Source organism: Pseudomonas sp. Irchel 3H9, assembly GCF_900187495.1.
Taxonomy (GTDB): domain Bacteria; phylum Pseudomonadota; class Gammaproteobacteria; order Pseudomonadales; family Pseudomonadaceae; genus Aquipseudomonas; species Aquipseudomonas sivasensis.
On the sequence record NZ_FYDK01000003.1, the window covers coordinates 469446 to 496439 of the forward strand.

A 26994-nucleotide genomic window follows, 5' to 3' on the forward strand; every position below is an offset into this window, starting at 1 on the left:
GCTGACCAGCGGCCAGAAAAAGCACAAATAAAGTTACTGTATTACTTTTGTTAACAAGAATTACTTGCAATAATGACCGCCCATTTGTCCTCGGCCGCCTAGGGTCTGGTAGGACGATCACTCATTTTTTCTTCTCAGGTCCGGCCAGCATGACACGTAATACCACCCCCGCTTCGCCAACCAAGCTTCACAGCCCGTCCCGCGCCTGGCGCGCGATTGCTGCGATGCTGTTCAGCGTGCTGCTGGCGCCGACCGCCGCATTCGCTGATGCCAACGCCCCAGCCACGCCGGCGGCCGTCGAGCAAAACGCTGCTGCCCCGGCCGCTCCAGCCGCCACCGATCCAGCCCAGGCTGCTGCCCCAGCCGCCACTGACGAAACTGGCGTCGTGCTGGAAGAAGACAACACTCTGGGCATGGCCCATGACCTGTCGCCGTGGGGCATGTACCAGAACGCAGACGTCGTGGTGAAAGCCGTGATGATCGGTCTGGCCATCGCTTCGATCATCACGTGGACCATCTGGATCGCCAAAGGCTTCGAGTTGCTGGGTGCCAAGCGCCGTCTGCGTACTGAAATCGTCCGCCTGAAAAAGGCCACTACCCTCAAGGAAGCCAGCGAGAGCGCGACCAAAAAGGGCACCCTGGCCAATACCTTAGTGCATGACGCACTGGAAGAAATGCGCCTGTCGGCCAACACCCGTGAAAAGGAAGGCATCAAGGAGCGCGTGGCGTTCCGCCTGGAGCGACTGGTAGCAGCCTGCGGCCGTAACATGAGCAGCGGCACCGGCGTACTCGCCACCATCGGTTCCACCGCGCCGTTCGTCGGTCTGTTCGGTACCGTGTGGGGCATCATGAACAGCTTTATCGGCATCGCTAAAACCCAGACCACCAACCTCGCCGTCGTTGCCCCCGGCATCGCCGAAGCGCTGCTGGCAACCGCCCTGGGCCTGGTTGCTGCAATTCCTGCGGTGGTGATCTACAACGTCTTCGCCCGTTCGATTGCCGGCTATAAAGCCCAGGTATCCGACGCGTCGGCAGAAGTCCTGCTGCTGGTCAGCCGCGACCTCGATCACCTGCCTACCGAGCGCAGCTCGCAACCGCACATGGTGAAAGTGGGGTAATCGGCCATGGGCCTGCATTTGAATCAAGGCGACGATGAACTCGTCGAGAACCACGAAATCAACGTCACGCCGTTTATCGACGTAATGCTGGTACTGCTGATCATCTTCATGGTGGCCGCTCCCTTGGCCACCGTGGATATCAAGGTCGACCTGCCCGCGTCCAGCGCCAAGCCTGCGCCGCGGCCCGAGAAACCGGTGTTTCTCAGCGTCAAGGCGGACCAACGCCTGTTCCTGGGCGAAGAAGAAGTCAAAGCTGAAACCTTGGGCCAGGTCCTCGACGCCAAGACCCAAGGCAAGAAAGACACGACGATCTTCTTCCAGGCCGACAAGGGCGTGGACTACGGCGACCTGATGAGCGTGATGGATGCCCTGCGGGCAGCCGGCTACCTCAAGGTAGGCTTGGTCGGACTTGAGACGGCAGCCAAGAAATGATCACGACGCGCCACAAACTGACGCGTTATGGCACCAGCCTTGCCGTCGTGCTGGGCGTGCACGCCGTCGCGATTGCTATCGCGCTCCATTGGTCGGCGCCGCGCACTGTGCAGCTGCCGCCGGCCGCCATGGTCATTGACCTGGCGCCGATGCCAGCACCGCCGCCACCGGCTCCACCGAAAGTGGTCACGCCACCGCAACCGCCCGCACCGGTGGAAGAGTTGCCTTTGCCGAAACTGGCCGAGGCACCCAAGCCGACGATCCAGGTGCCCAAGCCGGTCAAGCCCAAGCCCAAACCTCAGCCGCCCAAGCCGGTAGAGAAAAAGATCGAGCCACCCAAGGAGAAACCTTCCGAGGATCCGCCGAGCGATGCTCCGCCGACCAAAGCGCCGGCCGAAAAATCGGCGCAGCCGGCTCCAGGCCCGTCGCCGCAGCAGCTTGCAGCCAAGGCCTCTTGGGAAGGCACCCTGCTGGCGCATTTGCAGAAGTACAAAAAGTACCCGCCAGGTGCCCAGGCCCGTGGCAAGGAAGGCCTGAACCGCTTGCGCTTCGTGGTCGATGCCGAAGGCAACGTGCTGTCCTACGAGTTGGTGGGCCGTTCCGGCAACGCTGACCTGGACCGTGCAACCCTGGACATGATCCGTCGTGCCCAACCGCTGCCCAAGCCACCGGCCGACATGGTGAAAAGCGGCAGTGTCGAGATCGTTGCACCGTTCGTGTACAACATCGAAAAGCGCCGCCGCTGATATGACTGTGGCAAGGGGCAACCCTTGCCATTCTCAGCAAACAGCAAAATCCCCCGCTCAATCCCCAACAAACTTCTGATAACGTGCGTCTATCGATTGCAGCCGGTATGCTTGGCCCGCAACTTCATGGACGCCTGCTATGACTCTTACAGAATTACGCTACATCGTTACCCTCGCCCAAGAGCAGCACTTCGGCCATGCGGCCGAGCGTTGCCACGTCAGCCAGCCGACGTTGTCGGTGGGCGTGAAAAAGCTTGAAGACGAACTCGGTGTGCTGATTTTCGAGCGCAGCAAAAGCGCCGTGCGCCTTACCCCGGTGGGTGAAGGCATTGTTGCCCAGGCCCAGAAAGTCCTGGAACAAGCGCAAAGCATTCGCGAGCTGGCACAGGCCGGTAAGAACCAGCTGACCGCTCCGCTGAAAGTCGGCGCCATCTACACCGTCGGCCCGTACCTGTTCCCGCACCTGATCCCGCAACTGCACCGCGTCGCACCGCAGATGCCGCTGTATATCGAAGAAAACTTCACCCACGTGCTGCGCGACAAACTGCGCAACGGCGAGCTGGACGCGATCATCATCGCCCTGCCGTTCAACGAGGCCGACGTGCTCACGCTGCCGCTCTACGACGAGCCGTTCTACGTGCTGATGCCCGCCTCCCACCCGTGGACGCAGAAAGACACCATCGACGCCGGCCTGCTCAATGACAAGAGCCTGCTGCTGCTTGGCGAGGGCCACTGCTTCCGCGACCAAGTGCTGGAAGCCTGCCCGACGCTGACCAAAGGCAACGACGGCGCCAAGCACACCACCGTGGAATCCAGCTCCCTGGAAACCATTCGCCATATGGTCGCTTCCGGCCTGGGCATTTCGATCCTGCCGCTGTCAGCGGTGGATAGCCATCACTACGCCCCCGGCGTTATTGCAGTACGCCCGCTCACACCTCCGGTGCCCTTCCGCACCGTGGCAATCGCCTGGCGTGCCAGCTTCCCACGGCCTAAAGCCATTGAGATCCTCGCCGACTCGATCCGCCTCTGTTCGGTGGCCAAGCCGCCTGCTGCGAGCTAAGTAGCCGTATGACTGAGCTGTCGCAGGTGTCGGTGACGGCACTCAAGGGTGTCGGTGAAGCCATGGCCGAGAAGCTGGCCAAGGTCGGGCTGGAAAACCTCCAGGACGTATTGTTCCACCTGCCCTTGCGGTATCAGGACCGCACCCGCGTGGTGCCCATCGGCCAGTTGCGCCCAGGGCAAGACGCTGTAGTGGAAGGCACCGTCAGCGGGGCCGACGTGGTCATGGGCAAGCGCCGCAGCCTGGTCGTGCGCCTGCAGGACGGCACCGGCGGTCTGAGCCTGCGCTTCTACCATTTCAGCAACGCGCAGAAGGAAGGCCTCAAACGCGGCACACGCGTGCGCTGCTATGGCGAGGCGCGACCCGGTGCCTCGGGCCTGGAGATTTACCATCCGGAATACCGCGCGATCACCGGCGACGAACCGCCTCCGGTGGACACCACCCTCACGCCGATCTACCCGCTCACCGAAGGCCTGACCCAGCAACGCCTGCGCCAACTGTGCACGCAGACCCTGACCATGCTCGGCCCGAAAAGCCTGCCCGACTGGCTCCCACTGGAGCTGGCTCGCGACTACCAACTGGCGCCGCTGGACGACGCAATTCGCTACCTGCATCACCCGCCAGCCGACGCCGACGTCGACGAGTTGGCCCTGGGTCACCACTGGGCCCAGCACCGCCTGGCCTTCGAAGAACTGCTCACTCATCAACTGTCCCAGCAGCGCCTGCGCGAAAGCATGCGTTCCCTGCGCGCCCCAGCGATGCCCAAGGCCACGCGCCTGCCTGCGCAATACCTGGCCAATCTTGGCTTCGCGCCGACCGGTGCCCAGCAACGTGTAGGCAATGAAATCGCCTACGACCTCAGCCAAAAAGAACCCATGCTCCGGTTGATTCAGGGTGACGTGGGTGCAGGCAAGACAGTGGTCGCCGCCCTCGCCGCCTTGCAGGCGCTGGAAGCCGGTTACCAAGTGGCGCTGATGGCACCCACCGAGATTCTCGCCGAGCAGCACTTCATCACCTTCAAGCGCTGGCTCGAACCCTTGGGCCTGGAAGTCGCGTGGCTGGCGGGCAAGCTCAAGGGCAAGAACCGCGCAGCGGCACTGGAGCAGATCGCCGGCGGCGCCCCGATGGTGGTAGGTACCCATGCGCTGTTCCAGGAGGAGGTGAAGTTCAAGAACCTGGCCCTGGTGATCATCGACGAACAACACCGCTTCGGCGTGCAGCAGCGCCTGGCCCTGCGCCAGAAAGGCGTGGGCGGTCGCATGAACCCGCACCAGTTGATCATGACCGCCACGCCGATCCCGCGCACGCTGGCCATGAGTGCCTACGCTGACCTCGACACCTCGATCCTCGACGAACTGCCGCCCGGCCGCACTCCGGTCAACACCGTGCTGGTCACCGATACCCGGCGTGTCGAAGTGATCGAACGGGTACGCGGCGCCTGTGCCGAAGGGCGCCAGGCTTACTGGGTGTGCACGCTGATCGAAGAGTCTGAAGAACTGACCTGCCAGGCCGCCGAGACCACCTATGAAGACCTCACCAGTGCCCTCGGCGAACTCAAGGTCGGGCTGATCCACGGGCGCATGAAGCCCGCCGAAAAAGCCGCCGTGATGGCCGATTTCAAGGCCGGCAACCTGCAACTGCTGGTGGCCACCACGGTGATCGAAGTCGGTGTGGACGTGCCCAACGCCAGCCTGATGATCATCGAAAACCCCGAGCGCCTGGGCCTGGCGCAACTGCACCAACTGCGCGGCCGCGTCGGCCGGGGCAGCGCGGCCAGCCACTGCGTGCTGCTGTATCACCCGCCGCTGTCGCAGATCGGTCGCCAGCGTCTGGGCATCATGCGCGAGACCAACGACGGGTTCGTCATTGCCGAAAAAGACCTCGAACTGCGCGGTCCCGGCGAAATGCTCGGCACCCGCCAGACCGGCCTGCTGCAATTCAAAGTCGCCGACCTCATGCGCGACGCCGACCTGCTGCCCGCCGTGCGCGATGCGGCACAGGCCCTGATGGAGCGCTGGCCGGATCACGTCAGCCCGCTGTTGGATCGCTGGCTACGCCATGGGCAGCAATACGGCCAAGTGTGACGCCTGACTCACTTAAGCGACCTACAAATGTATCAAGCTGGTTATACTCCGATGACTGTAAGAAATTGGATCAGGCCATGTCAGAAGTTGCCCTCGCCACAGCCCCGCTGACCGCCCCACCGGTCATCCGGGCTCTGCTCGCAAAGCTCGCCATCCCCTACACGGAAGTTGCTGAACACCCTGGCCTGAATCCTGCGCAAAAGGTGCAGGCTGTGCTGCTGGAAGATGCGGTGGGTGCACTGATGGTGCTGTTCCCCCAAAACCAGTTGCTCGACCTCAACCGCCTCGCCGAACTCACCGGTCGCCGCCTCATCGCGGTGTCGCCGGATCGCGTCAAGCGTATGCTGGACAAGCATGAGCTGAGCCTGCTGCCAGGCCTGCCGGCACTCACCAGCTCGCCGTGCCTGTACGAAGGCAGCCTGCTCGACGAGCCGAGCCTGCTGGTGCATTCGGGCGAGCCAGGGCTGCTGCTGGAGATCGCCAGCGATGCGTTCAAGACCATGCTCACCAAAGCCAGCGCCGCAAACTTCGGCGAGCCGCTGAGTAATATCCGACCGAACCTCGACCGCCCCAATGATGACCGAGAGGAAATCACCCAGGCGATGCAGGCGTTCACCGCTCGCCGTATCCAGCAGCGCCTGGAAGCGACTATCGAGATTCCACCACTGGCTGACACCGCGCAGAAGATCATCAAGTTGCGCGTCGACCCTAACGCCACCATCGACGACATCACCGGCGTGGTCGAGACCGACCCGGCCTTGGCGGCCCAAGTAGTCAGTTGGGCCGCGTCGCCGTACTACGCGTCGCCCGGCAAGATCCGTTCAGTAGAAGACGCCATCGTGCGCGTACTGGGTTTCGATCTGGTGATCAACCTGGCACTGGGCTTGGCCCTCGGCAAGACCTTGAGCCTGCCCAAAGACCACCCTCACCAGGCCACGCCGTACTGGCACCAGTCGATCTACACCGCCGCCGTGATCGAAGGCCTGACCCGCGCCATGCCCCGCGCACAGCGCCCGGAAGCAGGCCTGACCTACCTGGCCGGCCTGCTGCATAACTTCGGTTACCTGCTGTTGGCCCACGTGTTCCCGCCGCACTTCTCGCTGATCTGCCGCCACCTGGAGGTCAACCCGCATCTGTGCCACAGCTACGTGGAGCAACATTTGCTGGGCATCAGTCGCGAGCAGATCGGTGCCTGGTTGATGCGCTACTGGGACATGCCGGACGAACTGTCCACCGCCCTGCGCTTTCAGCACGACCCAACCTACGACGGCCAATATGCCGAATACCCGAATCTGGTTTGCCTGGCCGTGCGCCTATTGCGCAGCCGAGGGATTGGTTCTGGGCCGGATGAGGCGATCCCGGATGCGTTGCTGGAGCGCCTGGGGTTGAGCCGTGACAAGGCTGAAGAAGTGGTGAGCAAGGTGCTGGATGCAGAAGTGCTGTTGCGTGAGCTGGCGTCCCAGTTCACTCAAAACTGAATCTGTCGCCTCTCAGATAGCTATCGGGGGCAGTGCGACTTGCCCCCGATGAATCCAACTTGGTTTCCCTGAACGCCTACTTCTTTTTCTTCGGCTTCAAATACTTGGTCAACCCCTGGAACCAGATCACCAGCGCCGGGTTGCCCTTGATCTGTATCGACTTGTCCTGAATCCCCGTCATGAACGCCAGTTGCTTGTTCTTTGCCTGCATCGTGGCGAAGCCGTACGCGGCATCTTTAAACGCAATGGCGAACGCCGGCGCAGGATGAACACCTGAGCGGCTGGTAATACGTTGGTCTTTGACGATGAAGTGACGGGCAACCTTGCCGTCGAGGGTCTGCAACTGGAACGCCAGGTCTTTATCACCCAACTGTTGCTGGAAGGCGGGATTGGTCCGGCTGGCTTTGCCCATCATCAGGCCCAGCACCCAGAGGAGAAGACGAAATTTCATAAACTCACAGACCTCGCAAAGGTGAACGGCTCGCGCAGTTTAGCGATTCTTTTGGGGAACGCCACTATCGCTTTTTAGTTCACCTCCTTGCGTTTTATTACTGCCACGCAATGACTGAACAGTCTAAATTCAGCCTCTAAAGTCCGCTCGGCCAATATCGCGTTGATTCCATTCCCGAATACCGTGTATTCAAAAAAACTCTAATTACCTGTGAAGGATCACAGTATCCCCTGATCTGCACGCGCACTAGTCTGGCCCAGTACTAAACCTTAGAGAGTCTGTATAAAGGAGCGCGCCAGCATGACAACTAATACAACAACTCGAGCGGGACAAGTAAGGGTCAAAATCACACAGTCCGGTGCTACTCATCAATTTGTCTCACAAATCACCAGGGCTACGGTAAAAGACAACTATATGGTGATTTATGCCAGTCAGAATGCCTTTTCACCCTTTCGTATTTATTCCCTCGACGTGAAAGTCGCCCTGGGTGCCACGCCGGGTACTTATACGCTTGATGGTCAAGCGGGAAACATCGTCGGCCTGATCTATCTTCCGCCGGATACAAACTTGCTGAACTATTACCAAGACATTTCCGGTGAATTCAGACTCAAGGAGAACGCATCGTTGCAGCAGGTCGAGGGTAGTTTTGATTGCACCGTAAAAAGCGTAGGGTCTGGTGGTGAGGAAGCCGAGTTAACCGAGGGTGAGGTCACATTCAGCCAATCACTTGATACAGACACTAAGGGGTATCTGCGCGGCACCGTCGACCCGGATGGCTATACCTTTGACTCAACTATCCTGAGCATGCAGTTTGTAGAGCCTAAAAATCACCCGCACTTTCTCGAAGTGCTCGCGGTGACTGACAAGCACGGCGACAAGCGGGTTTACCTGCACATTCCAAAATCAAAACTAGGGGAAACGTCACTGCCAATTACCAACAACGAAAATGGGGAATCAGCGATTGCGACGTTATTATTTGCGGGCGTACACCGGGCTACCGAAGGAACCGTCACTTACACGTACGATGCCGACTCGCAAAGACTGAGCGGCCAACTGAGCTTCAAGGCTCTCGTTCCCGGCCAACCCACTGTCCAATTTGAAAACGGCAAATTTGATATCGCCGGGCTGACCCCGACGGCCTCATAGATACACAAAAACCGCCAGCCGATCATTCCACTATCGACTGGCGTTAATGCGTCAGGACAACGCGCCGCCCTTAAACGTTAGGGCAAGGCACCGGCGCCCAGTCGGCCAGGTTTGGATCGCGGCAAGTGCCTTCGATCTGCGCTTTACCGGCGCTGGCGACCTTCTTGCTCTCATCTTGCTTGGTCTGGGCAGTCTGGAAGGTTTTTTCGGTGCTCACTGCTTCTGTTGGGACAGTTGGAAGAGGCGGCTTCTTCGGCGGTTTAGTGCCTGTACCTTTCTTCTTACCCGGTGTCACAACGGGTTTTGAATCGGCCTGGGCCACGGTGACCACGTCGGCACGCTGTACGCCAACCTGCTGCAGGTCTTTCTCATAAGCCTGGGTGTAGTTGTTCAGGTCTTCGCTGGCCTTGCCGTTGACTGCAACAATCAGGTCATTGGATTCCTTCAAGCCCGAGACGATTTCCGCCAGGCGCTTGCGGCCTTCGGTGTCGTTGACGGTCTTGGCCTTACGGTCAGCCACCAGCTTGGTGAACGCGCTCTGATAGCACTGTTGCGACGCTTTGGCATACGCGGTGCTGCGGTCGATGTCGGAGGCGCTTTTGTTTACGTCAGCCGCATACGAAGCAATGCGCTGGTTGTCGTCGGCGATCTGCTTCTGACGCTCGGTGTAGTAACCCGCCGCGCCGCCGGCGAGGGCGCCGCCCGCTGCGCCAATGGCAGCATTACGGCCGCGCTTTTCGGAGTCGCCGGTCAGGGCGCCCAGCAGTGCACCGCCGGCCGCGCCGATGGCCGCGCCGGTGACAACCGACTTGGTCATGTTCGAATCGGTGGCGCGCAAGTGCTGCACCGGCTCGTAGCAGTTGGGGTAGTACTCGACCTTGGTGCTGGACGCCACCTTGGAGGCCGGCGATGTGGCGCAGCCTGTCAGCACGGTGCTGAAGCCAGCGGCAATCAGCAACAGGTGACGCTTGGAAACCGCCTTACGGGAAAAAAGCATAGGTTGTGTTCTCTTCTAAGTTTGACTTGCCCAGCGCGGCAACTGCCGCCTGAGTCCCTTCCAAGCTCGCTATACAGCCAACGATCAAGACCGCTGACCGCTCGCTGCGAGCAATTCCTTCAAGATCGTCGCCGGGTCAGCCCGCTGTTGTTTGCGGTAGTTGCCGACATGGCGGACGAACAGTGTCGCGCGCGTCACCAGGCTCTTGCCGAGCACTGGCTTGCGATCCAACTCTTCCTTGATCCTTTGAAACTGCGCCTGGATCACCGCATCGGTGTAGCGCGTGCCCGTCGCCAAGTTATCGATGTAAATCGCGACCGCGCCGTCGAGGGCACTGCGGCCGTTGGCAATGGCCATATCAAACAGCTTCGCGCTGGCCTCATCCTTATTGTCCAGAGACTGTTGGCGGCTCTTCTGCAGGTTGGCCAGGCGGATGTTGTAGTTGCTGATGGTCTCAGCCACCAATGCAGCCGACTGAATCAGGTTGCCCGCCGCTTCTTCGCGTTGCTGGGCGATCAGCGAGACGTTGCGCTTGAGCTCTTCGTTAACCAGCCCCAATTCGGCTTGCAGCTTGGGGTCGACGCTGGCGGCGATGATGCTGTCCAGGCGTTTGGTCGGGTCTTGGGCGTCATCGATGGCGTCGGTCAGCGCGGCCAGGCGCCCTTCCTTTTGCCACTGCGCAAACAACTCCTTGTAACGTGAACGCGGGGCCGACAACGCACCAATTGCCACGCGGAAACCGGTGGTTTCATTGCTTTGCTCGGTGCCGTCGGCGGCGAAAAGCGGGTATTCGCGGCGCATGCCAGTGAACAGCGTGCCCTCGCCTTCCAGGTAGTTGCCGCCCTTGACCACAAAGCCGCCGTAAGTGCCCTGGCGTCGACCGGCATGGACCAATTGGAAAGACTCCTGGACCATTTCCGCCGCGTTGCCGATCACGTCGAACATGCCAATTGGGTTGGGTAATTTGGTGCCAATGGGCATCAGGCGCGCCGCCTGGCCAGTACCGCCAGCAACTTGGTTGAACACGGCGTAATCACCCAGAGGGCCATCGCTTTCGCTGCCTTCAGTGCGACGAGGAAACAGACGCCCCTCCAGATCCTGACGGCTCACCGCCTGGCCACCGCGTGCGGCAAACTCCCACTCCACTTCAGTGGGCAAGCGCACAAAACCAAGGCCGCCGTCTTCTGCCGACGAACCGCGCCCGCTCACCGGTAGCAAGTCGCGGTGGTACTTCATCAGCCAGGCGCTGTACACCGCAGAGAACCGCTCGGCCTCAAACCGCGACAGTTTCACCTTGGGCAAACGCCCGGCCATACCGGTCGGCGCATCGCAGGCCGGCGCCGGCTCGCCACTGGCCAGGGACTGCGCCTGGGCCATCACTTGGGCGTATTGGCGAGCGGTCACTTCATACTTGCCGATGAAGTACAGCATCGGCTTGAGTGGGGTCTTGGCGTCTGTCTTCGGCATCAACGGCGCGATGACTTTGTTCCAGTCTTTCGGCAAATCCTTGAGGGTGAACTGGCCGTTGATAAAGTCGCGGCGATAGCCGGAAATAAACGACTGCTGGTAACCGGCCTCGCCTTCGGCGAAGGGGTAGCCGAGGCTGATTTCGCGGTCATCCAGAGTGCCTTGGGCCAGTACGTAGGCGTAGCGGAACACCATGTTGCCCTCGCATGGCAGCGGCAGGCTCACGTCATCCGGCAACGGTTTGGGGTTGTCCAGTTTATCGCTTGCTTCATCGGCCCAGGCCATCGAGGCCAGGCTCAGCGCCACGACGGCGCCCAGTAACTTATACATCTCTGATTCCTTCAGAAGCCTGGATACGCGCCACTCGCCAGCCACCACACGCCGCCGCCACGGCGCTGACGCCGAGGACTGCAACCAGGGCCATGCCGTAATGACGCGCCAGCAGATGACTGGCGTACTCGCCCGGCACTTGCGCAAATAATTTGTTCAACGCTGCTTCGGCCAAGCCATACAGCCCGGCGCTGAGCAAGGCCGCAAACCCTGCGCTATACAGCGCCTGCACCACTACAAACAACAACAACCCGCCGGTGGAAAACCCCAACAGGCGCAGCACTGACAATTCCCGTCGCTTGCGCGCCACGGCGGCCAAGGCCCCAGCGAAGATCGCCGCAAACGCCCCCGCCAACGCCAGCCCGGCGATAACCCAGAATACGATCGACAGGTTGCGGCTCAACGACTGCACCTGGGCGATGGTGTTCGCCTGGGTCGATACCAACACGTTCTGCCCAGCGAAATACACCCGCAGGGTTTCTACATCAGTGAGATTGCGCGCGTACAGGCGAAACGCCGGGTACACCCGCTGCTCACCCACCGCCACCTCTTCGCCCGTCCATCCCAACGCCGGTACGGCGCGACCATCGCGGTAATCTTCCGCCGCTTCCAGCAGGGCCAGATCGGCGAACAAAGCGTCCCGCGCGAAGGCTTCCAGCGGCAGTACCGCAACCACCTGTACCTTTGTGCGCTGCTCCTCGACACGTCCTGCTACCTGGCGGGCAAAGCGGGTTTCCAATAGATCCCCAGGCCGCGCTGCAAGCTTCTCGGCAGCGGTGTGGCTCAGCACGATCTGGTTCAGGCCATGCGGCAGCACCAGCGCACCCAACAACGGATCACCCGGCGCTGTCGGCAGCATCTCCAACGTCAGCGCGCCCACCTGCGCCGTCGCCGCAATCTGCCGCGTACGCGGTATGGCAAACGCCACATCGGGGCGCTGGGCAAGCTGCTCAATCAATGCGCTGCTGAATCGACCACCGCCCAACGGAATAATTTCACGGGTGGCGGGGTCGGTCTGTAAACGTTCGGTCAAACTGCTAACCAGTCCAAATTTCAGGCCGAATAACACCAGCAACGGCGCGATCACCGCCACCAATGCCAGCACCGAACAGGCCGACAGCCACGCGTCGTTGCGGTAATCCTGCCAGGCCAGGGAAGCGATCAAGGGGATGCGCATCAGCACGCCTCCCCAAGGGTGGCGGTGACGCCACCGTCAGCATCGCGACGGCAACTGATACGCCGAATCTGCAAGCCACTGGCACGGGCCAGAGGTTCGTCATGGGTGGCGATCACACAGGCGGCGCGGTGCTCATGGGCCTGGGCCAACAGGGCGTGCATCACGCGCTCGGCATTCAACGGGTCAAGGGACGCGGTCGGCTCATCCGCCAGCACCAGTTGCGGTGCATGGGCCAGGGCTCGGGCGCAGCTCACGCGCTGGCGCTGGCCCACCGACAGCGCCGAGGGTTTCTTCGCCAACTGGTCACTGATTTCCAACTGCTCGGCCAGGCGCGCCACACTGCCATCGTCTTTCAAGCCCAGCAGTTGCCGGGACAGGGCGATGTTGCCGCGCACATCGAGAAAGCCAAGCAGGCCACCGGTTTGCAGCACGTAGCCCAAGTGCTGGCTGCGCAACTGCGCCAGCCGCGATTGCTGATCCGCACGCCACAGACTGCCAATGTCGATCGCATTAAATTCGAAGTGCCCCACCTGATCCGGCGCCAGGACCAACGCCAGCAAATCCAGCAAGGTGCTCTTGCCGCAACCGCTGGGCCCAACAATCGCCACTTGCTCACCCGCGCGCAGCGCCAGCGCCGGGATCACCAGGCTATAGCGCTGGCTACCGACGCCCCGGCTCTTGTGCACCGCGCTCAGGGTCAGCATTACGGCAGCGTCGACAACGGCACGCGGTACAACGCATCGCCCGGCTCGGCATCGCCGAAACGGACCCAGTTGGCCACGTCGTTATGGAAGGTTTCGTAGAGGCGGATTTTCGAATCCAGCTCGTCGATAAAGTCTTCCTGCTCGGCCACGCTCAACGACAACCACAAGTCCTGGGTCATGTTCAGCGACTTGCTGCGGTACGGCAGGCCTTCCAGGTATTCGCCGAGAATGCCGCCATCGGCCAAGTTGCCGCCCTTGCGCAGGGCTTGCGGGTCGCGGCTCATGTAGGCAGAGGCGCTGGCAATTTCCTGGAAGAAATCCTTGGGTGACGTCTGGGTCTTGCGCGCCGCGTCAACGATCAGTTTGAGTGACTGCTGCAAATCGTTGAGCTGCAACTTGGTCAGCATCACGCACACCTGGAACGCCGGCAGCGCCGGGTTGGTCAGGTCGCGATCGGCAGTCCAGGCGCTAACCAGCTGCGGCGCCTGGCTCGCGGTTTTGCGGCCCAGGAAATCCATGTGCATGGCGTAACCAACGGCGGCAGATTTATCCGCCAAGGTCGGTGCCGAACTGAGCAGCGGGACCGGTTGCGGCGTGTTGCTGCGCACTTGATGCACCAGGTTGGCGAACACGCTGCCGATCTCGTCGACACGCTCACCCAACTTGCGCACATCACCACCGGGCACCGGTGTGTACAAGTCGCCGATCTGCGGGTTGGCGTCGGCGGTGAGGATGCGGTACTGGCTCTCGGCGCCAGCGTGAGTTTTCTTGCCGGCGTCGGTGCGCAGGTGCAGAGCGTAAATCTTGATCTGCTTGCCCAGCGCGGCCTGGCGCACTTCGGCTTCGTTCATCTGGGTGGCGGCGAACGGGTCGTTCTTGCGCAGCGCCCCAGCATCGGTGACCAGCAGAATGATGCGCCCGCCATAACCGGACCAGTCCATGCCGTCCACAGCCTGCATCACCCCGGCAAACGCGTCTTCGTTGAACGAATGGCTGGAAACGCTGGACGCTTTGACTTGCCGCGCCATGTCGAGGAAGCGTTGTGGATCACGCCCCTGGTCGAGGCTGATCAGGGTTTTGGCCACGTATTCCAGGCCAGGGGTTTTCTTGATGCTGCTGCGAAAACCGACCATACCGAAGCTGACGCTATCGAGTTCGCCGCGTTCGGCGATGCGGGTTTGCAGCTCATGAACCACGTCACGGATCTGGTCGATATACGGCTGCATCGACACGGTGGTATCCACTACCAGCACCACCGCAGTGCGGAAGGCATCGGCATTGGCGTTGATCACCGGCGTGGCGGGCTTGGCCACGGCGCTGCTGCCGGGGTCGATGGAAGCGACATTGAGCAACTGCACCGGCTGACCGTTTTCGTCGAAGCTCTCTTTGGAGTCAAAGATCGGCAACAGGTAAAACTGGTTCTGCGGCACGGCGCTGGCCGTCGGTTCCAGGGCAAGGATTTGCCCGTTGTCTTCGCTGTTTTTCTGCGCTTTGGCCAGCGCGCTCTTGGCGGCGGCCGGGTCGGCGAGCAGCTTTTCCACTTCCCCCGATTGCCGCAGGAACATCACCGGCGCACGGCCCGAGCGCTCGGTGAACTTGAGCACCAGGCTTTGTTTCCAGTCGCTGACTTGCGAGGCCGGCAACCAACCGTCGCTGCGCCCATCGGTGGCGGTGCCGACGCGTACCCACGGTTGACCCTCAATGTCTTTGCGTTGGTACACGTAAAGCACCGAGAACGCCGGCAGCGCCTTGCCAGCCGCGCTGCCTGCCTCATCCGAAAGCTTCGCGCCCGGCTTGCTGAGGACGCGCTGGAACAGGGTTTTCTTGCCCGCCATCAACAGCGGACGTTGACCGCCATCCGCCTCAACCACTGCCGCTGCAGGTGTTGCTGGGGGTGTTGCTGCGGGGACTACGGCGGCCGGTGGTTTGGCCGGTTCATCATCGCCACTCAGCCACCAATAGGAAGCGCCGCCAATCGCCAGGGCAACCGCCACAGCCACCGCTGCCAGCGCCAACACAGGCCCGCGACGCTGCTCGCTGTGCTGCGTCGGCGGCACCACCGGTTGGCGCACTGGCTCGGGTTTGGCTGTCGGGATTTCGATGGACTCCGGCGTGATACCCGCCAGGTCAAAACTCACCGGGATCGGGAGTGGTCGCACCAGCGTGGCTTCCGGCGAATCCGCCGGCAGTTGGTCCAGCGCCAGCAGCAATGCCGCTGCATCCGGGAACCGCTCGGCCGGATCCTTGGCCAACAACTTACGCAACACGCCCTGATAACGACCGTGGTGCACCGGCAATTCCGGCAACGGTTCGGTCAGGTGCGCCAGCGCGGTGGAGAGCGCATCGGTGCCGCTATACGGCAGCTTGCCGACGAGAATTTCATAGAGCACCACGCCCAACGCATACAGGTCAGCGCGCCCGTCGATCTCCTGGCCCCGCGCCTGTTCCGGGCTCATGTAGCTCGGCGTACCGACGGCGAAACCGGCCTGGGTGAACTGGGTGCGGTCGTCCAGGGACTTGGCGATGCCAAAGTCCGAGAGCACCGCCGTACCGTCAGCGCGGAACAGGATGTTCGCCGGCTTGACGTCCCGGTGTACCAATCCTTGAGCGTGGGCATACCCCAGCGCCGAGGCGATCTGGCGGATCAATGTCACGCCCTGTTCCGGCGTCATACCCGCGGCGATACGCTCCTTGAGCGTACCGTTGGGCAGGAACTCCATGGCCATGTAATACAGCTCACCGACATTGCCGATGTCATGGATGGTCACCGTATGCGGGTGCGACAGGCGCGCCAGGGTCTTGCCCTCGCGCAGGAAGCGCTCGCAAAAGCTCGGGTCGGCTGCCAATGCCGCCGCCATCACCTTCAATGCCACCTTGCGCTCCAGCGAGCGCTGGGTCGCCAGGTACACGCTGGCCATGGCGCCTTCGCCGATCTCGCCTTCGATGTCGTAGCCAGGAATCACAATGTTCATGCCGATACCTTCACAACGATGGCGGTGATGTTGTCCGGCGCGCCGCGATTGAGCCCCAGGTGCACCAGGCTGCGCACGATTTCATCCGGCGCGTCGTGGCTGAGCACTTCGCGAATTTCATGGTCTTCGACGGTCTTGTTCAAGCCATCGCTGCACAGCAGGTAGCTGTCGCCGGGGGCGATCAACAGGTCGACCACCGCCACTTCAAGCTGGGCTTCCACGCCAATGGCGCGAGTGACGATATTGGCGCGCGGATGCACGCGAGCGTCGGCTTCGCTGAGCAGGCCGCTGTCTTGCAGGTCTTGCACGTAGCTGTGGTCGCGGGAAATACCTTCGAGCACGCCATCGCGCAGGCGGTACAGGCGACTGTCACCAGCCCACAGGCATACACCGCGCAAGCCACGCGTGGCGAGTACGACCACGGTGCTGCCCATCATGGTCACGCCACGATTGGCGGTTTCTTCGCGCACGGCGGCGTTGATGCGGATCAGGTCATTGCGCAGGGCCGCCGAGTATTCGTCCAGGGAACGGCCCAACGGCACACTGCGCAGGCTGTCGACGATCAGGCTGCTGACATAGTCCCCTGCCGCATGCCCGCCCATGCCATCGGCCACCACCCACAGGCGGTTTTCCGGCAGGTCCAAGCACGCGTCTTCGTTAACTTGGCGCACCATGCCCACATGGCTTTTGCTCGCGGATTTGTACGTCGCCCCCATCTACACCACACCTTCTTGTCCGAGCAAAAACTGCGCAAAATCACCGGCGGCAGGCAAGCCCTGACACCGTAATAAACCAGGGGAAATACGTTCCGACCCTCGGCCCCACCACAGGCTTGCGCCTTCGCAGGCCTGTTCGGCGAGCGCGGTCATGCGCCCATGGGGCACGGTGGCGGACACCCTTTGCAGGCCCGCGAAACGGCTATCGACCGCGCGCGGCTCACTGGCTGGAAAGCCGAGGGTATCGAGGCCATCGTTGAAGCTTTCAAAGGTCGCGCCGGTGTCCAGCGTGCTGAGCAACAGCTCTTCGGCATGCTCGAACCACGTGTCCGGCCCGCCTACCAGTGAGGCGGGATTGGTGTCGTGATCAAGCAAGGCCACCACCGCCAACGGAAAATAGCGCCCGACCCGATCGATACTCGGCATCACCACACCCGCCGCCGCATCCGGCCCGCACACGCCCGGCGCCAGTACAAAACGCCAAAGCGGACTGACTAGGTAAACGTTGAGCCAATCACCGCCCAGGCTGTTCTGGCTGGCCAGCAAACCCGCGGCCAGCCAACTGTCCCACGGACCGACAAAACTCTGGGGCAATGCGCGGCTGACAAAATCCCCGCGACTGGCCAACTTGCCGTAGAAACCCAGTGTCGTCATAGCCGCTCCGGCAGGCTGAAGCCACTGAGCACGCGGCTCTTGAACGGGTTGAAAGCACTGTTGGCGCGCAACTCGTAGGCGATGCTCGCGCCGTCGACCCGCAGCCGCAGATTGAAGCGGTCCGGCGAGTTGCCAGCGGTGAGGTCCGATTGCTCCAACAGGCGGAACCACGCCCATGGGCCGTCAAGTGTCACGCCCGAACGGCCGCTGGCCGATGGCGGCATGATGGAAATGCGCACCACGCCAATGCTGCCGGGGTTAGGCCATTGCATCGCCACCGGGCGGCTTGGACCGTGGTCGTAGCTCAGTTGCTGGCCGTCGAGATCGAGCAGGAACTGGGTGATGGTCGGGTCCATCGACACCGGTTTGAGTTCGAAACGGACGATGGGCTGCGTGCCCCCGGAGCGGAAAAACGCATCGCGGATTGTCGCGGCGCGCTGGAAGGTTTGCAGCACACCCGGCGCGATCCCCAGCTTCTGCGCCGCGCCCGGCTGCCAGCGCCAAGTCTGCGCAGACGTGTCCACATACGGCTGCAGGTATTTGCGGAAGTAGTTATCCATCACCCCGCCCACACCAAAGAACTGCCCGAAGTCATCCAGCGTGGCGTCCCGCGCACTGCCCGGCGACATCGGATAACGCCCTGCCAGGGACTGGCGATACACGTTGACCACTTCGCTGACCCATGCCGCGTTCAGTTGGTTACGCACCCCGCCCATCATGCTGTTGGTGGTGGAGTTGACCACCGACTTGACCATGCCCTGCACCAGCGGCGGCTGGCGTTCGGCGTTCAGGCTGACCCGCGTGGCAGCAGCGGCCGCCTGGTTCTTCGCCTCACCGAGCAACGCGTCGCCACTGGCACCGACCATGGCGCTGACCTGCACATACAGCGCGTTCATGTCCGACAACAAGCCATCAATAGCGGCTGGCTCGCCTTCATTTTTACTGACGATGCTGTTGAGTTCAGCAAAGTGCGCGGTGACCGGATCATCCGCTGCCGCCGGCGCATTGGCCGTCGGTTGCTCCTGGCCGAGCAGGCTGCCGAGGCGCTCCTTGAGCTTGTCGACGCCGCCTTCCACCGGCACGCCTTTGGCGGCCAATTGGCGCTCTTCAGTTTGCAGATCGGTTTCCTTGGCCACCGCCACCAGCAGCTTTTTCAGCGGTGAAGTCGGCCCGGAAATTACCCGCAGGACATCGGCCGCCTGGGCCACGCTGGTGATCGGCACAAAGTCGATGTCGGCGAGCAAGGCATCCCACTGGCGCTGGTAGTCCTGGAAGTACAGGCGACGCACATCGGCGGCGAGGCTGACCACGTTCTGCTGATCGGCCTGCTCGCGGCCCAACACCCACTGCTCTTCAGCCAAGGTGCCGGTCTGGTTCAGGCTGCTCAGCAGGAATGCCTGGCGATAGCCCTTGGCGGTGAAAAAACCACTCAACGGCTCGCCCAACGGCTTGCCGCTTTTACGGCTGAACACCAGCGCGGCATCGCGGCCAGCGGCTTCGTTGATACGGAAGTCCGGGATGCCTTCAGGCAGTTTCTGGCGTTTGACCCGGTCGTAGACGCGCTGGGCCACTGGCAGCTGTTGCAACTGGCGACGCAGGTCATCAATCAAGCGCGGATCGAGGCGTGCGCTCGGAGGGTGACGATCAAACAGCGCCTGCAAGTGCCCGGTCAGCGCCTGGCGCTGATCGGCCGGCAGGTCGCGCGGCAGGTTGCGGTCCCAATCGAGGGCGATCCAGGCCTTGATGAAGTCCGGGTCGTAATGCTCGCTGTCGGCGAGCATCAGGTAGGCCTTGAGGCCTTCGTAGAGGAAATCGGAATTGCCACCGCCGTGCAGCTGCTCCTCGATACGCGTCACCAAGCGTGGCGCGAAGACCGCGATCAACAACTTGCGGTACACGCTGGCGGATTCGGCTTCGAGCATGTCGCCCTGATACAAGCCAAGACCTTCGGACCAGCTCGGCGAGTCGCCCGCGAGGTTCTTCACCGCGTTGAGCAACGGCAGTACGGCGAGGACTTCACGCTGCGCCGGGCTTAGGTTCTGCACGGTCTGGCCCAACGGCGCGACCTTTTGGTCGACCTGGGCGATATACGCCTGGTTGGCGCGATAACTCACCCACCACAGGCCGCTGACCACCACCACCAACGCCACGGTGGCCGCCAGCACGCCGCGCGCAATCCACTTGCGCCGCCGCTCGACCTTCGGGTTCACCCCCACCAAGCCACGCTCGGCAAACGCCACCGCGGTGAAGAGTTTTTCGATGAAGTAACTGCGCCCGGTGCCGCTCTGCCGTGCCAGGTGCTGGCGGTCCAGGTTCATGCTCTGGGCCATGGCGCCGATCAGGCGGTCAATCGGGCTGCCTTCTTGGGTACCGCTGGTGAAATACACACCGCGCAGCAACACGCGCTCTTCAAAGGCGTTGGGTTTGAACACGCCTTCGAGGAAGCTTTGCAGGCAATCCTTCAACGCGCCGAACTGCTGCGGAAAGCCGTAGATCAGGTCGCGCCGCGCCGGGTCGCGTTCCTGTTGCAGACGCTCAACCAAACGCTCATTGAGACGTTGCTCCAGACCCGCGAATTCGCTTTGCAGATGGGCCAGCGGGCTGTCGCTGTTTTTACCGTCGTCCAGGGCAAAGGTCATGCCCCACACCTGGGCGCGCTCTTCCTTGCTCAGGTTGTCGAAGTACTCCATGAAACCCGGCACCAGGTCGAGCTTGGTCAGCATCAGGTAGATCGGGAAACGCACGCCCAATTGGGTGTACAGCTCCTGGATGCGCAGGCGAATCGCGGCAGCATGGGCAGCGCGCTCGGCATCAGTGCCGAGCAGCAAATCCGAGAGGCTGATGGCGATAAATGCGCCGTCGATAGGGCGGCGTGAACGCTGCTTTTTCAGCAGGTCAAGGAAGCCCAGCCACGCGGCTTTATCCACCGTGGAGTTGCTGTCCTGAGTGGTGTAGCGGCCAGCGGTGTCGAGCAATACTGCTTGATCGGTGAACCACCAATCGCAGTTGCGCGTACCGCCGACGCCACGCACCGCACCGGCGCCCAACTGCGCAGCCAACGGGAAGTGCAAACCGGAATTGACCAGCGCGGTGGTCTTGCCCGAACCCGGCGGGCCTATGATCACGTACCACGGCAGCTCATAGAGATTGCGGCGCTCGTCACCGCCGAGCTTGGCTTTTTTCAGCAGCGCCAGGGCTTCGTCCATGCGCTGGCGCAGGGTGGTCAGCTCTTCGGCAGTGGCCACGCTGTTGGGGTCGGCCGGGGTTTCGGCAGCCAGGCTGCGCATCACTTCGGCCGCTTGGCGCCGCGCCTGGATGATGCGGAACACGCGGTAGGCGATCCACACCGCGAACACCAGGATGATCAGCGCCCAACGGCGCCCTTCCGGCACCAGCACGTCGAGCAACGGCCCGACAAACCAGATGATCAGGCTCAAGGCGATCAGGCCCAGCAGCGGGATCACCCAGCGAATCATAAAACTGAAAAACGCCTTCACTCGACGCCCTCCGCCAATACGGTGATTTCAACCCGACGATTGCGGGCGCGGCCTTCGGCTGTGCTGTTGGTGGCCAACGGCTCGGTGTCGCTTCTGCCCTCGGCACTGAAGCGATCCGCTTGGCCAGTCTTGGCCGCGAGGATTTCCAGCACCGACTTGGCCCGTGCTTCGGACAGCGCCCAGTTGGACGGGAAGCGCAGCGTGGCAATCGGACGATTGTCGCTGTGGCCGGTCACGCGCACCTGGCCCTTCACTTTGCGAATGGCATCGGCGATGCGCAGCATCAGCGGCTGGTAGTCATCGACAATGCTGGAGCTGGCCGATGCGAACAGTTCATCGCCACGAATGGTGACCACGGAACGGTCGACTTTATCTTCAACGGCAACGCGACCGGCCTTGATGTCTTCAGCCAGGAACCCCGCCAAACGCGGCCGCTCGATGACTTTAGGCTGCGCCACCGGACGGTCGATGGCCTGCACCGGGATCTCGCCCAGTGCATGGATATTCTTGAACACCGGCTCCGCCTGCGACGCCAGGAGCATGCGCAAGGTGAACAGCAACGCCAACAACAGCGCCACGCCAATGGCTACGGCGATCCACGGCGGCATGAATTGCGCCAGGCGATCACGGGCCACGGTCACCCCACGCCAGTGCGGCGACAGCTCGCGCTCATGCTCGCCACGAGCACTGCGAATCGCCGCAGCGGTGCGCTCGCGCAGGGCTTCCAACTGGCTGCGACCGTCGTTCATCACGCGGTAGCGGCCTTCGAAACCCAGGCACATGCACAGGTACAACAGCTCCAGCAGGTACAGACGTTCCCGTGGGCTTTGCAGGCAGTGGTCGAGCAACTGGAAGACTTTTTCGCCGCCCCAGGCTTCGTTGTGCACAGTGATCAGCAGGCTTTGCTTACCCCAATCGCTGGTGCTGCCCCATGGCGTGCTCAATACGGCTTCATCAAGGGCGGTACACAGCGCATAACGGGCCAGCAGCACTTCGTTGCGCGCCACGCCGGCGGCTTCGGCGCGCTCTTCGAACTGACGCAGGTAGGCCAGCAACTGCGCACGCAGGCTGGCTGGCGCGGGGTGGGCGATGGTGTTGCGCAGGCGCGTCAGCAAAGCCAGCAGCGGGCCGGCGGCGCTTTCCAGCGGGTTGAGGCCCTGGCTTTTGCCGGTGAGCATCGGTGCTGCCGGCATCGACAGCGGAGCCGGCTCTGCACGCACAGGTTCAGGCGCGCGGCCACCTGGGCGGGGCATGAACTGGGTGCGGTCGTCATCATTGGGATGCATCGCGGATTATCCTCGGATCGCCCAGAAGGCCAAGTTCAAGCCCGGGAACTGCCCGGCGATATGGAAGGCAAAGCCGCCGGAGTTGCTTAGTTGCTGCCAATGCTCACTGCCCCGGTCCAGCTCGTAATAAGTGCTGCCCGCGTGGTACGGCAGTTGGCGCGGCGCCACCGGCAACGGCACCAGGCCAATGCCCGGCAGTTGCAGGTTGACCATGTCGCGGATGTGCTCCACCGCGCCGACCTTGCTCTGCTGGCCGAAGCGGCCGCGCAGGGTTTCGCCAGGCACATCGGCACGCACCACCAGGATGAAACTGGCGTTGTCGAGCAGGGTCTTGTCGGCGAGCATCGCCACGTGGATGCCGTAGGCTTTCTCGACAATCGGGATCGGTGTGGCTTTGCTATCGATCAACATCGACAGCGCTTCACGCAGAGCCGCCATCACCGGGGCGTAGCTCAGGGCCAAGTCATCGTGCTGGTACTGCGGGTATTCCTGGGGACGACGACCCGAGGTGGAAAAGGTCGAGAACTCACCGGCCAGGCTCACCAGTTCGCTGAAGAAGCGCTCCGGATGCAGTGGGCTCAACTGGCTGAAATGCTGGATAAGCGGCTGGGCGCGGTTGACCAATTGCAGCAGCATGAAGTCAGCAATCTCCGACGCACCACCGGCGCCCGAGGCGACCACGCGGCCGGCCAGGGCTTCGCCGCGCTGGTGCAACAGGCCCAGCAGTTCGCTGCGAAACGCGGTCAGCGGCTTGCTCGCGGCCACGTCCAGTACCGGAGGGATGTAGGTGTCGTCGAGCACCAGGGCACGGTCTGCACGTTTTTCCTTGATACGCACCAGGCCGATGGCGGCGTAATCGCTGATGCCATCCTGGGCAGTGAGCAGGCGCAGGGCACGGGACCCCACGGCCACGGGCGCACGGTTTTCGAACGGGGCGTTGTCGTCGCGCACTTCGCGCACCTGGCTCACGTAACGTGCGGCTTCCAGCGCTTCACCTTCGTCAACCGTGTCCCGCGCACCCGCGCGTTTGAGGGGCAAGGCCAGGTAGACCAGGCCATCGCGCAGGTTGTCGTCGATGTTCAGCGGGCTTGGTGCCAGGTCGTCCTGGGGGATATTGAACGGCGTGCCGTCGGGCAAAAGGCCACGCGCCGAGACGATGGCCAGCTTGCCCTGGGCCAGCAGGCCCTGGTCGATCAGCAACTCGGAAAAGCCCCAGGCACCAGCGGCCAACGGGCGGCTGCGGGCGTCGATCAGGTTTTCCAGGTAACGGTCATGCTGCTGAAAGTGCTGCGTTCCGATGAACATGCCTTCCGACCAGACCACGCGATTGTTCCAGGACATGGGGGCTCCGATTGCTTGTTATTGGGCAGGGCTGGATGGGGAAACCACGACGTCGGCGCGCACGGCACGCACATCGAGGCTGATCTGGTATTCGGTGTACTGGCGCGCCGGCACGTTGATCACCGTGCGCCATTGCGCGCGGTCCAACTCGCGGTAACCCACCAGCAAGCCGATCTGGCGCGTGGACGGGTCGAGATCGCGCTGGATACTCAGTTGTTGGCCGGGCTGGATCATTACTTCGTCTTGGTCCAGCAGGTCCAGGCCGAGGGTAGATTGGGCGCGGTCCGCCAGGGCGAAGTAGTCGGAGCGGCCGAAGGTGGCGGCGTTTTTCAGCTCGAAAATGCGCACCCGAACCGGCGCGGCCTGGCCGTTGGGGCCGGGGTTAAGCCCGGAAATCGCGTGGAAGTGCAACTCGACCGCAGCGGTATCCGCTTGCTCCTCGGCCGCCGCTTCGGGTTTGACGGCGTCATTGGCACACGCCGTCAGCAGCAGCGCGGTGGCGACTGCGAGTAAAAACCTGGGAATCATCCTGCGTCCTCAATGACGTACTTAGCTATCCGTTGATCCATTGTTGCGGCGCCGCGATTAGCGACGCTGTCGTGCGCTGTGTTCTTCGTAGGCTCGGCTGAATTCGCGGCCGAACAGGTCCTGGAAGTCTTCCTGGGCCTCGCGGGAAATATTGCTGTAGAGCTCGGTGAACTGCTGCCAGTACTGGGCCTGGCGCGAGCCGTTGAAAATGCTCGATAGCCCGCCGGGCTTGCCCATGCGTTCCTCCAGCTGGGCCGGTTCGAAACGCGTGAGCAGGTGTTTGATTGCGGCTTCCACCCCGGCCATCACGGCCAACTGATGGGCACGCAAGTCGTCGAAACTGTCCCGCACGGCAAGGTCCGGCGCCATAAACGCTTGGTTTCCATGACGAAGCAAAAGCAGTAACGCTTCCTCGGCATTCGGGGCAAATTTCAACGGATTGTTTTCAGCAGGCTGGATCATCGTCTGCTGCATGCGGAATTCGCCCTTGAGGCTGGCGCGTGCGCGCAACACGTCGATCAAGCCTTCGACCATCAGCCGGTAGCTGCGGCCGATGCTTTCCATCTGGGCCTCTGCTTGGGCTTTGTCCAGACGCAACTGGTCGAGGCCAGCGCCGCGCAGGAAGGCTTGCAAGAGGTCGGGTTGTTGGCTGTCGGCCACGGGGAGCATAGGCTCGACCACGGGTGGCGACGGGATGATCGGCGCGGTTGGAGGTGGGGGTGGCGGCGCGCTGACCAACGGCGCTGGCGCGTCGCCGAACAAGTCCCAGTCTTCAGGAATCACCGAGCCCGACACTGGGGGCGCTTCGACCACCGGTACAGCCACAGGTGTCGGCGGACGGAAGTCGTGTTGTTCGCAGGGCACGTGGTCCGGCACGGTCGGCGGCGGCACGGCGGTGGGGCTGAGGAAGTCGAACAGGTCCGGCAAGGTGTCCATCGACGAGGCGCCCTGAAACTGCGGCGCAATTACTGGGGTCGCCACCGGAGCGTTCACCACGGCCCCCATCAGTGCCTCAAAGCTGTTCGGCGATTCACCGGCAAACGGCTGGCTATCGGCGACCTGAACGTTGAAGTCGATACGCGCTTGAATCTCGTAATCGCCGATGCGGATCAGCTCGCCATTTTGCAGCAGCTCGCTATTACCCCGGCGCATGCGAACACCGGCGTTAACCAACTCCACACCGTTTGTGCTGTTATCGGTTAAATAATAACGGCCATCTTTGTATTGAATTACGCAATGTTGTGAAGACACCAGCCGCTCAGGATCAGGCAATACCCAGTCATTATCCGAACTGCGGCCGATCGCCATCGAGCCCTGGTTCATGGACTTTTCGGCGCACTGCCCTGGGGTAATCTTGTGATAACTAGTGATAGTCAAACACAGCGACATCTTGCCTCCTTGCTGATACTTCGCGCGCGAGCGATTCACGGGACAGAGAATCCCGCGAGTTCCCCATCAGATCGTGCCTCCGACCGTCTACAACCGGCCGATGCCAGCATGATCGCTGATCTTAACTGGGCTCTATGACAAAAATCCTGTCCCGGTGCGCCGTTCGACCCACCAGTCGCGCAGGTTGTTAAGCACCGCACATCTGTCACAGAGGGCGAATAGCTTACCTTGACAAGCCCTAACTACTACACCAAAAATGCACAACTTCTTGAACACCAATGATGGCACATTAGTAGCATCGTGCTTATATGACCAAGAAAACATGCAAAGTTCCTCGCGCAACTAATGCATGAATTGCCCGCCATATAACGGGCTGATAGGGAGATCAATTTCAGTGGATGTGCCGTTGCTGCTCACCGCCGTTTCCGCGACTTCGCCTTGTGGCGAAGACATGGAATATGACGCGCAATTTCTCCAACTGGAGCGTGATGCCAAGGGCCAGCCTGAGCGCAGCATGGGTGATTCCATCTTGCCCGCCGAGCCGCCGGACTGGCGCAGCATCCAGCAGCAGAGCCTCGACTTGCTGCAGCGCAGCAAAGACCTGCGCATCACCCATTTCCTCCTGCAAAGTTCCCTCGCCCTCCAGGGTGTGGCCGGGCTGGCCGACGTTCTGAAACTGATCGACGCCCTGTTGCGCGAATACTGGTCCGACCTGCACCCGCGCCTGGATGCCGACGACGACAACGACCCGACCGTGCGCATCAACGCCCTGTCTGGCCTGACCAGTGACGCGACCATTCGCCTGCTGCGCGAAAGCATCCTCACGCGCTCGCGCACCTTCGGCCCCGTGAGCCTGCGCGCCGCGCTGAATGCCAGCGGCCTGATGAATTTCCCCGACGAACAGCTCGGCGCCCAGCAACTGAACGCCGCGTTCCTCGACAGCGACCCCGAACACCTGCAAGCCACCCGCGACGCCTTGAGCGCCGCGCGTGCGGCTTGCGAAGCCATCGAGCAGCAGGTCAGCGACCAGGTCGGTTCAGCCCAAGGCGTGGACCTGACCCTCTTGAAACAACCGCTCAAGCAGGCGCTGCAAGTGCTTAATCAAGCGGTTCCAGACACCCAAGGCAGCAGCGAACCCGAGGCCGTCAGTGACGACAATGCCCCCTCGGTCGAGTACGCCACTGCCCCTGCGGCATCGCGCCCGGCCGGCGATATCGCCAGCCGCGATGATGTACTGCGCAGCCTGGACAAGATCCTTGCGTACTACACCCGTCACGAGCCTTCGAGCCCGCTGCCGGTGCTGTTGAACCGAGCGAAGAATCTGGTGCATGCCGACTTTGCCGCGATCGTGCGCAATCTGATTCCCGATGGCATGTCCCAATTTGAAAACCTGCGTGGGCCGGACGGCGAGTAAGCCGTCC

The 26994-nt window shown here is 62.1% G+C and carries 21 protein-coding genes; 8 read left to right on the top strand and 13 right to left on the bottom strand.

All coding sequences use genetic code 11. The annotated features are described in order from the left end of the window. The first annotated feature begins 149 nt into the window (after positions 1-149). From exbB to CKW32_RS14000, 6 genes are all read left to right on the top strand, one after another. Positions 150-1118, top strand: coding sequence for a tonB-system energizer ExbB (exbB, locus tag CKW32_RS13975; RefSeq protein WP_095185211.1), 969 nt, complete (start codon positions 150-152; stop codon positions 1116-1118). A gap of 6 nt (positions 1119-1124) precedes the next feature. Then, the gene (gene exbD / locus CKW32_RS13980) at positions 1125-1550 is read left to right on the top strand and encodes a TonB system transport protein ExbD (RefSeq protein ID WP_032884416.1); all 426 of its coding nucleotides are present in this window, start codon (positions 1125-1127) and stop codon (positions 1548-1550) included. Beyond that, positions 1547-2296: an energy transducer TonB gene (locus CKW32_RS13985; RefSeq protein WP_032884417.1), complete on the top strand. Its 750-nt coding sequence runs from the start codon at positions 1547-1549 to the stop codon at positions 2294-2296. The genes exbD and CKW32_RS13985 overlap by 4 nt, the downstream gene beginning before the upstream one ends. Positions 2297-2435: 139 nt before the next feature. After that, on the top strand, positions 2436-3356 hold the full coding sequence (locus CKW32_RS13990; protein ID WP_003213305.1) for a hydrogen peroxide-inducible genes activator: 921 nt from the start codon (positions 2436-2438) through the stop codon (positions 3354-3356). A gap of 8 nt (positions 3357-3364) precedes the next feature. Then, positions 3365-5440, top strand: coding sequence for an ATP-dependent DNA helicase RecG (recG, locus tag CKW32_RS13995; protein WP_032884418.1), 2076 nt, complete (start codon positions 3365-3367; stop codon positions 5438-5440). Positions 5441-5517: 77 nt separating this feature from the next. Beyond that, a complete protein-coding gene (locus tag CKW32_RS14000) occupies positions 5518-6918 on the top strand; it encodes an aminoacyl-tRNA deacylase and HDOD domain-containing protein (RefSeq protein ID WP_032884419.1) in 1401 nt (466 codons plus the stop codon). Positions 6919-6994: 76 nt separating this feature from the next. Here CKW32_RS14000 and CKW32_RS14005 read toward each other — a convergent pair whose 3' ends face one another. Continuing rightward, entirely contained in the window at positions 6995-7369 is a 375-nt protein-coding gene (locus tag CKW32_RS14005; RefSeq protein ID WP_003195530.1) for a hypothetical protein, read from the bottom strand. A 300-nt stretch (positions 7370-7669) separates the two neighbouring features. Between CKW32_RS14005 and CKW32_RS14010 the strand changes: the two genes are divergently transcribed. Then, complete coding sequence (locus CKW32_RS14010) at positions 7670-8515, top strand: hypothetical protein (RefSeq protein WP_095185212.1); 846 nt, start codon at positions 7670-7672, stop codon at positions 8513-8515. A gap of 70 nt (positions 8516-8585) precedes the next feature. On the opposite strand, the gene tagQ is transcribed toward CKW32_RS14010, so the two are convergent. The 12 genes from tagQ to tagH all read right to left on the bottom strand — a co-directional run bounded on the left by tagQ (position 8586) and on the right by tagH (position 25573). Next, a complete protein-coding gene (tagQ, locus tag CKW32_RS14015) occupies positions 8586-9512 on the bottom strand; it encodes a type VI secretion system-associated lipoprotein TagQ (RefSeq protein WP_032884422.1) in 927 nt (308 codons plus the stop codon). 84 nt (positions 9513-9596) lie between these two features. After that, the gene (locus CKW32_RS14020) at positions 9597-11309 is read right to left on the bottom strand and encodes an SUMF1/EgtB/PvdO family nonheme iron enzyme (RefSeq protein WP_032884423.1); all 1713 of its coding nucleotides are present in this window, start codon (positions 11307-11309) and stop codon (positions 9597-9599) included. Then, positions 11302-12486, bottom strand: coding sequence for an ABC transporter permease (locus CKW32_RS14025; protein ID WP_095185213.1), 1185 nt, complete (start codon positions 12484-12486; stop codon positions 11302-11304). The genes CKW32_RS14020 and CKW32_RS14025 overlap by 8 nt, the downstream gene beginning before the upstream one ends. Further along, on the bottom strand, positions 12486-13190 hold the full coding sequence (locus CKW32_RS14030; RefSeq protein ID WP_032884425.1) for an ABC transporter ATP-binding protein: 705 nt from the start codon (positions 13188-13190) through the stop codon (positions 12486-12488). The genes CKW32_RS14025 and CKW32_RS14030 overlap by 1 nt, the downstream gene beginning before the upstream one ends. Beyond that, complete coding sequence (locus CKW32_RS14035) at positions 13190-16162, bottom strand: serine/threonine-protein kinase (protein ID WP_095185214.1); 2973 nt, start codon at positions 16160-16162, stop codon at positions 13190-13192. Before CKW32_RS14035 ends, CKW32_RS14030 begins: the two co-directional genes overlap by 1 nt. Continuing rightward, positions 16159-16878 (bottom strand): PP2C family serine/threonine-protein phosphatase, encoded by a 720-nt coding sequence (locus tag CKW32_RS14040; RefSeq protein WP_032884427.1) that lies wholly within the window; start codon positions 16876-16878, stop codon positions 16159-16161. Before CKW32_RS14040 ends, CKW32_RS14035 begins: the two co-directional genes overlap by 4 nt. Then, entirely contained in the window at positions 16879-17532 is a 654-nt protein-coding gene (gene tagF / locus CKW32_RS14045) for a type VI secretion system-associated protein TagF (RefSeq protein WP_095185215.1), read from the bottom strand. Beyond that, the gene (tssM, locus tag CKW32_RS14050) at positions 17529-21029 is read right to left on the bottom strand and encodes a type VI secretion system membrane subunit TssM (RefSeq protein ID WP_095185216.1); all 3501 of its coding nucleotides are present in this window, start codon (positions 21027-21029) and stop codon (positions 17529-17531) included. Before tssM ends, tagF begins: the two co-directional genes overlap by 4 nt. Further along, positions 21026-22315 carry a DotU family type VI secretion system protein gene (locus CKW32_RS14055; protein ID WP_032884432.1) on the bottom strand — a complete coding sequence of 430 codons (1290 nt, stop codon included), beginning with the start codon at positions 22313-22315 and terminating at the stop codon, positions 21026-21028. Before CKW32_RS14055 ends, tssM begins: the two co-directional genes overlap by 4 nt. 6 nt (positions 22316-22321) lie before the next feature. Beyond that, a complete protein-coding gene (gene tssK / locus CKW32_RS14060; protein WP_095185217.1) occupies positions 22322-23656 on the bottom strand; it encodes a type VI secretion system baseplate subunit TssK in 1335 nt (444 codons plus the stop codon). An 18-nt stretch (positions 23657-23674) separates the two neighbouring features. Beyond that, entirely contained in the window at positions 23675-24184 is a 510-nt protein-coding gene (tssJ, locus tag CKW32_RS14065; RefSeq protein ID WP_095185218.1) for a type VI secretion system lipoprotein TssJ, read from the bottom strand. A 57-nt stretch (positions 24185-24241) separates the two neighbouring features. Then, entirely contained in the window at positions 24242-25573 is a 1332-nt protein-coding gene (gene tagH / locus CKW32_RS14070; protein WP_095185219.1) for a type VI secretion system-associated FHA domain protein TagH, read from the bottom strand. A gap of 394 nt (positions 25574-25967) precedes the next feature. On the opposite strand from tagH, the gene tssA reads away from it, so the two are divergent. Further along, positions 25968-26987: a type VI secretion system protein TssA gene (gene tssA / locus CKW32_RS14075; RefSeq protein WP_095185220.1), complete on the top strand. Its 1020-nt coding sequence runs from the start codon at positions 25968-25970 to the stop codon at positions 26985-26987. The last annotated feature ends 7 nt before the right edge of the window (positions 26988-26994 follow it).

Bases quoted from the DNA above. Each gene is read 5' to 3' on its own strand.
- exbB (WP_095185211.1), top strand. From the start codon at position 150: ATGACACGTAATACCACCCCCGCTTCGCCAACCAAGCTTCACAGCCCG.
- exbD (WP_032884416.1), top strand. From the start codon at position 1,125: ATGGGCCTGCATTTGAATCAAGGCGACGATGAACTCGTCGAGAACCAC.
- CKW32_RS13985 (WP_032884417.1), top strand. From the start codon at position 1,547: ATGATCACGACGCGCCACAAACTGACGCGTTATGGCACCAGCCTTGCC.
- CKW32_RS13990 (WP_003213305.1), top strand. From the start codon at position 2,436: ATGACTCTTACAGAATTACGCTACATCGTTACCCTCGCCCAAGAGCAG.
- recG (WP_032884418.1), top strand. From the start codon at position 3,365: ATGACTGAGCTGTCGCAGGTGTCGGTGACGGCACTCAAGGGTGTCGGT.
- CKW32_RS14000 (WP_032884419.1), top strand. From the start codon at position 5,518: ATGTCAGAAGTTGCCCTCGCCACAGCCCCGCTGACCGCCCCACCGGTC.
- CKW32_RS14005 (WP_003195530.1), bottom strand. From the start codon at position 7,369: ATGAAATTTCGTCTTCTCCTCTGGGTGCTGGGCCTGATGATGGGCAAA.
- CKW32_RS14010 (WP_095185212.1), top strand. From the start codon at position 7,670: ATGACAACTAATACAACAACTCGAGCGGGACAAGTAAGGGTCAAAATC.
- tagQ (WP_032884422.1), bottom strand. From the start codon at position 9,512: ATGCTTTTTTCCCGTAAGGCGGTTTCCAAGCGTCACCTGTTGCTGATT.
- CKW32_RS14020 (WP_032884423.1), bottom strand. From the start codon at position 11,309: ATGTATAAGTTACTGGGCGCCGTCGTGGCGCTGAGCCTGGCCTCGATG.
- CKW32_RS14025 (WP_095185213.1), bottom strand. From the start codon at position 12,486: ATGCGCATCCCCTTGATCGCTTCCCTGGCCTGGCAGGATTACCGCAAC.
- CKW32_RS14030 (WP_032884425.1), bottom strand. From the start codon at position 13,190: ATGCTGACCCTGAGCGCGGTGCACAAGAGCCGGGGCGTCGGTAGCCAG.
- CKW32_RS14035 (WP_095185214.1), bottom strand. From the start codon at position 16,162: ATGAACATTGTGATTCCTGGCTACGACATCGAAGGCGAGATCGGCGAA.
- CKW32_RS14040 (WP_032884427.1), bottom strand. From the start codon at position 16,878: ATGGGGGCGACGTACAAATCCGCGAGCAAAAGCCATGTGGGCATGGTG.
- tagF (WP_095185215.1), bottom strand. From the start codon at position 17,532: ATGACGACACTGGGTTTCTACGGCAAGTTGGCCAGTCGCGGGGATTTT.
- CKW32_RS14055 (WP_032884432.1), bottom strand. From the start codon at position 22,315: ATGCATCCCAATGATGACGACCGCACCCAGTTCATGCCCCGCCCAGGT.
- tssK (WP_095185217.1), bottom strand. From the start codon at position 23,656: ATGTCCTGGAACAATCGCGTGGTCTGGTCGGAAGGCATGTTCATCGGA.
- tssJ (WP_095185218.1), bottom strand. From the start codon at position 24,184: ATGATTCCCAGGTTTTTACTCGCAGTCGCCACCGCGCTGCTGCTGACG.
- tagH (WP_095185219.1), bottom strand. From the start codon at position 25,573: ATGTCGCTGTGTTTGACTATCACTAGTTATCACAAGATTACCCCAGGG.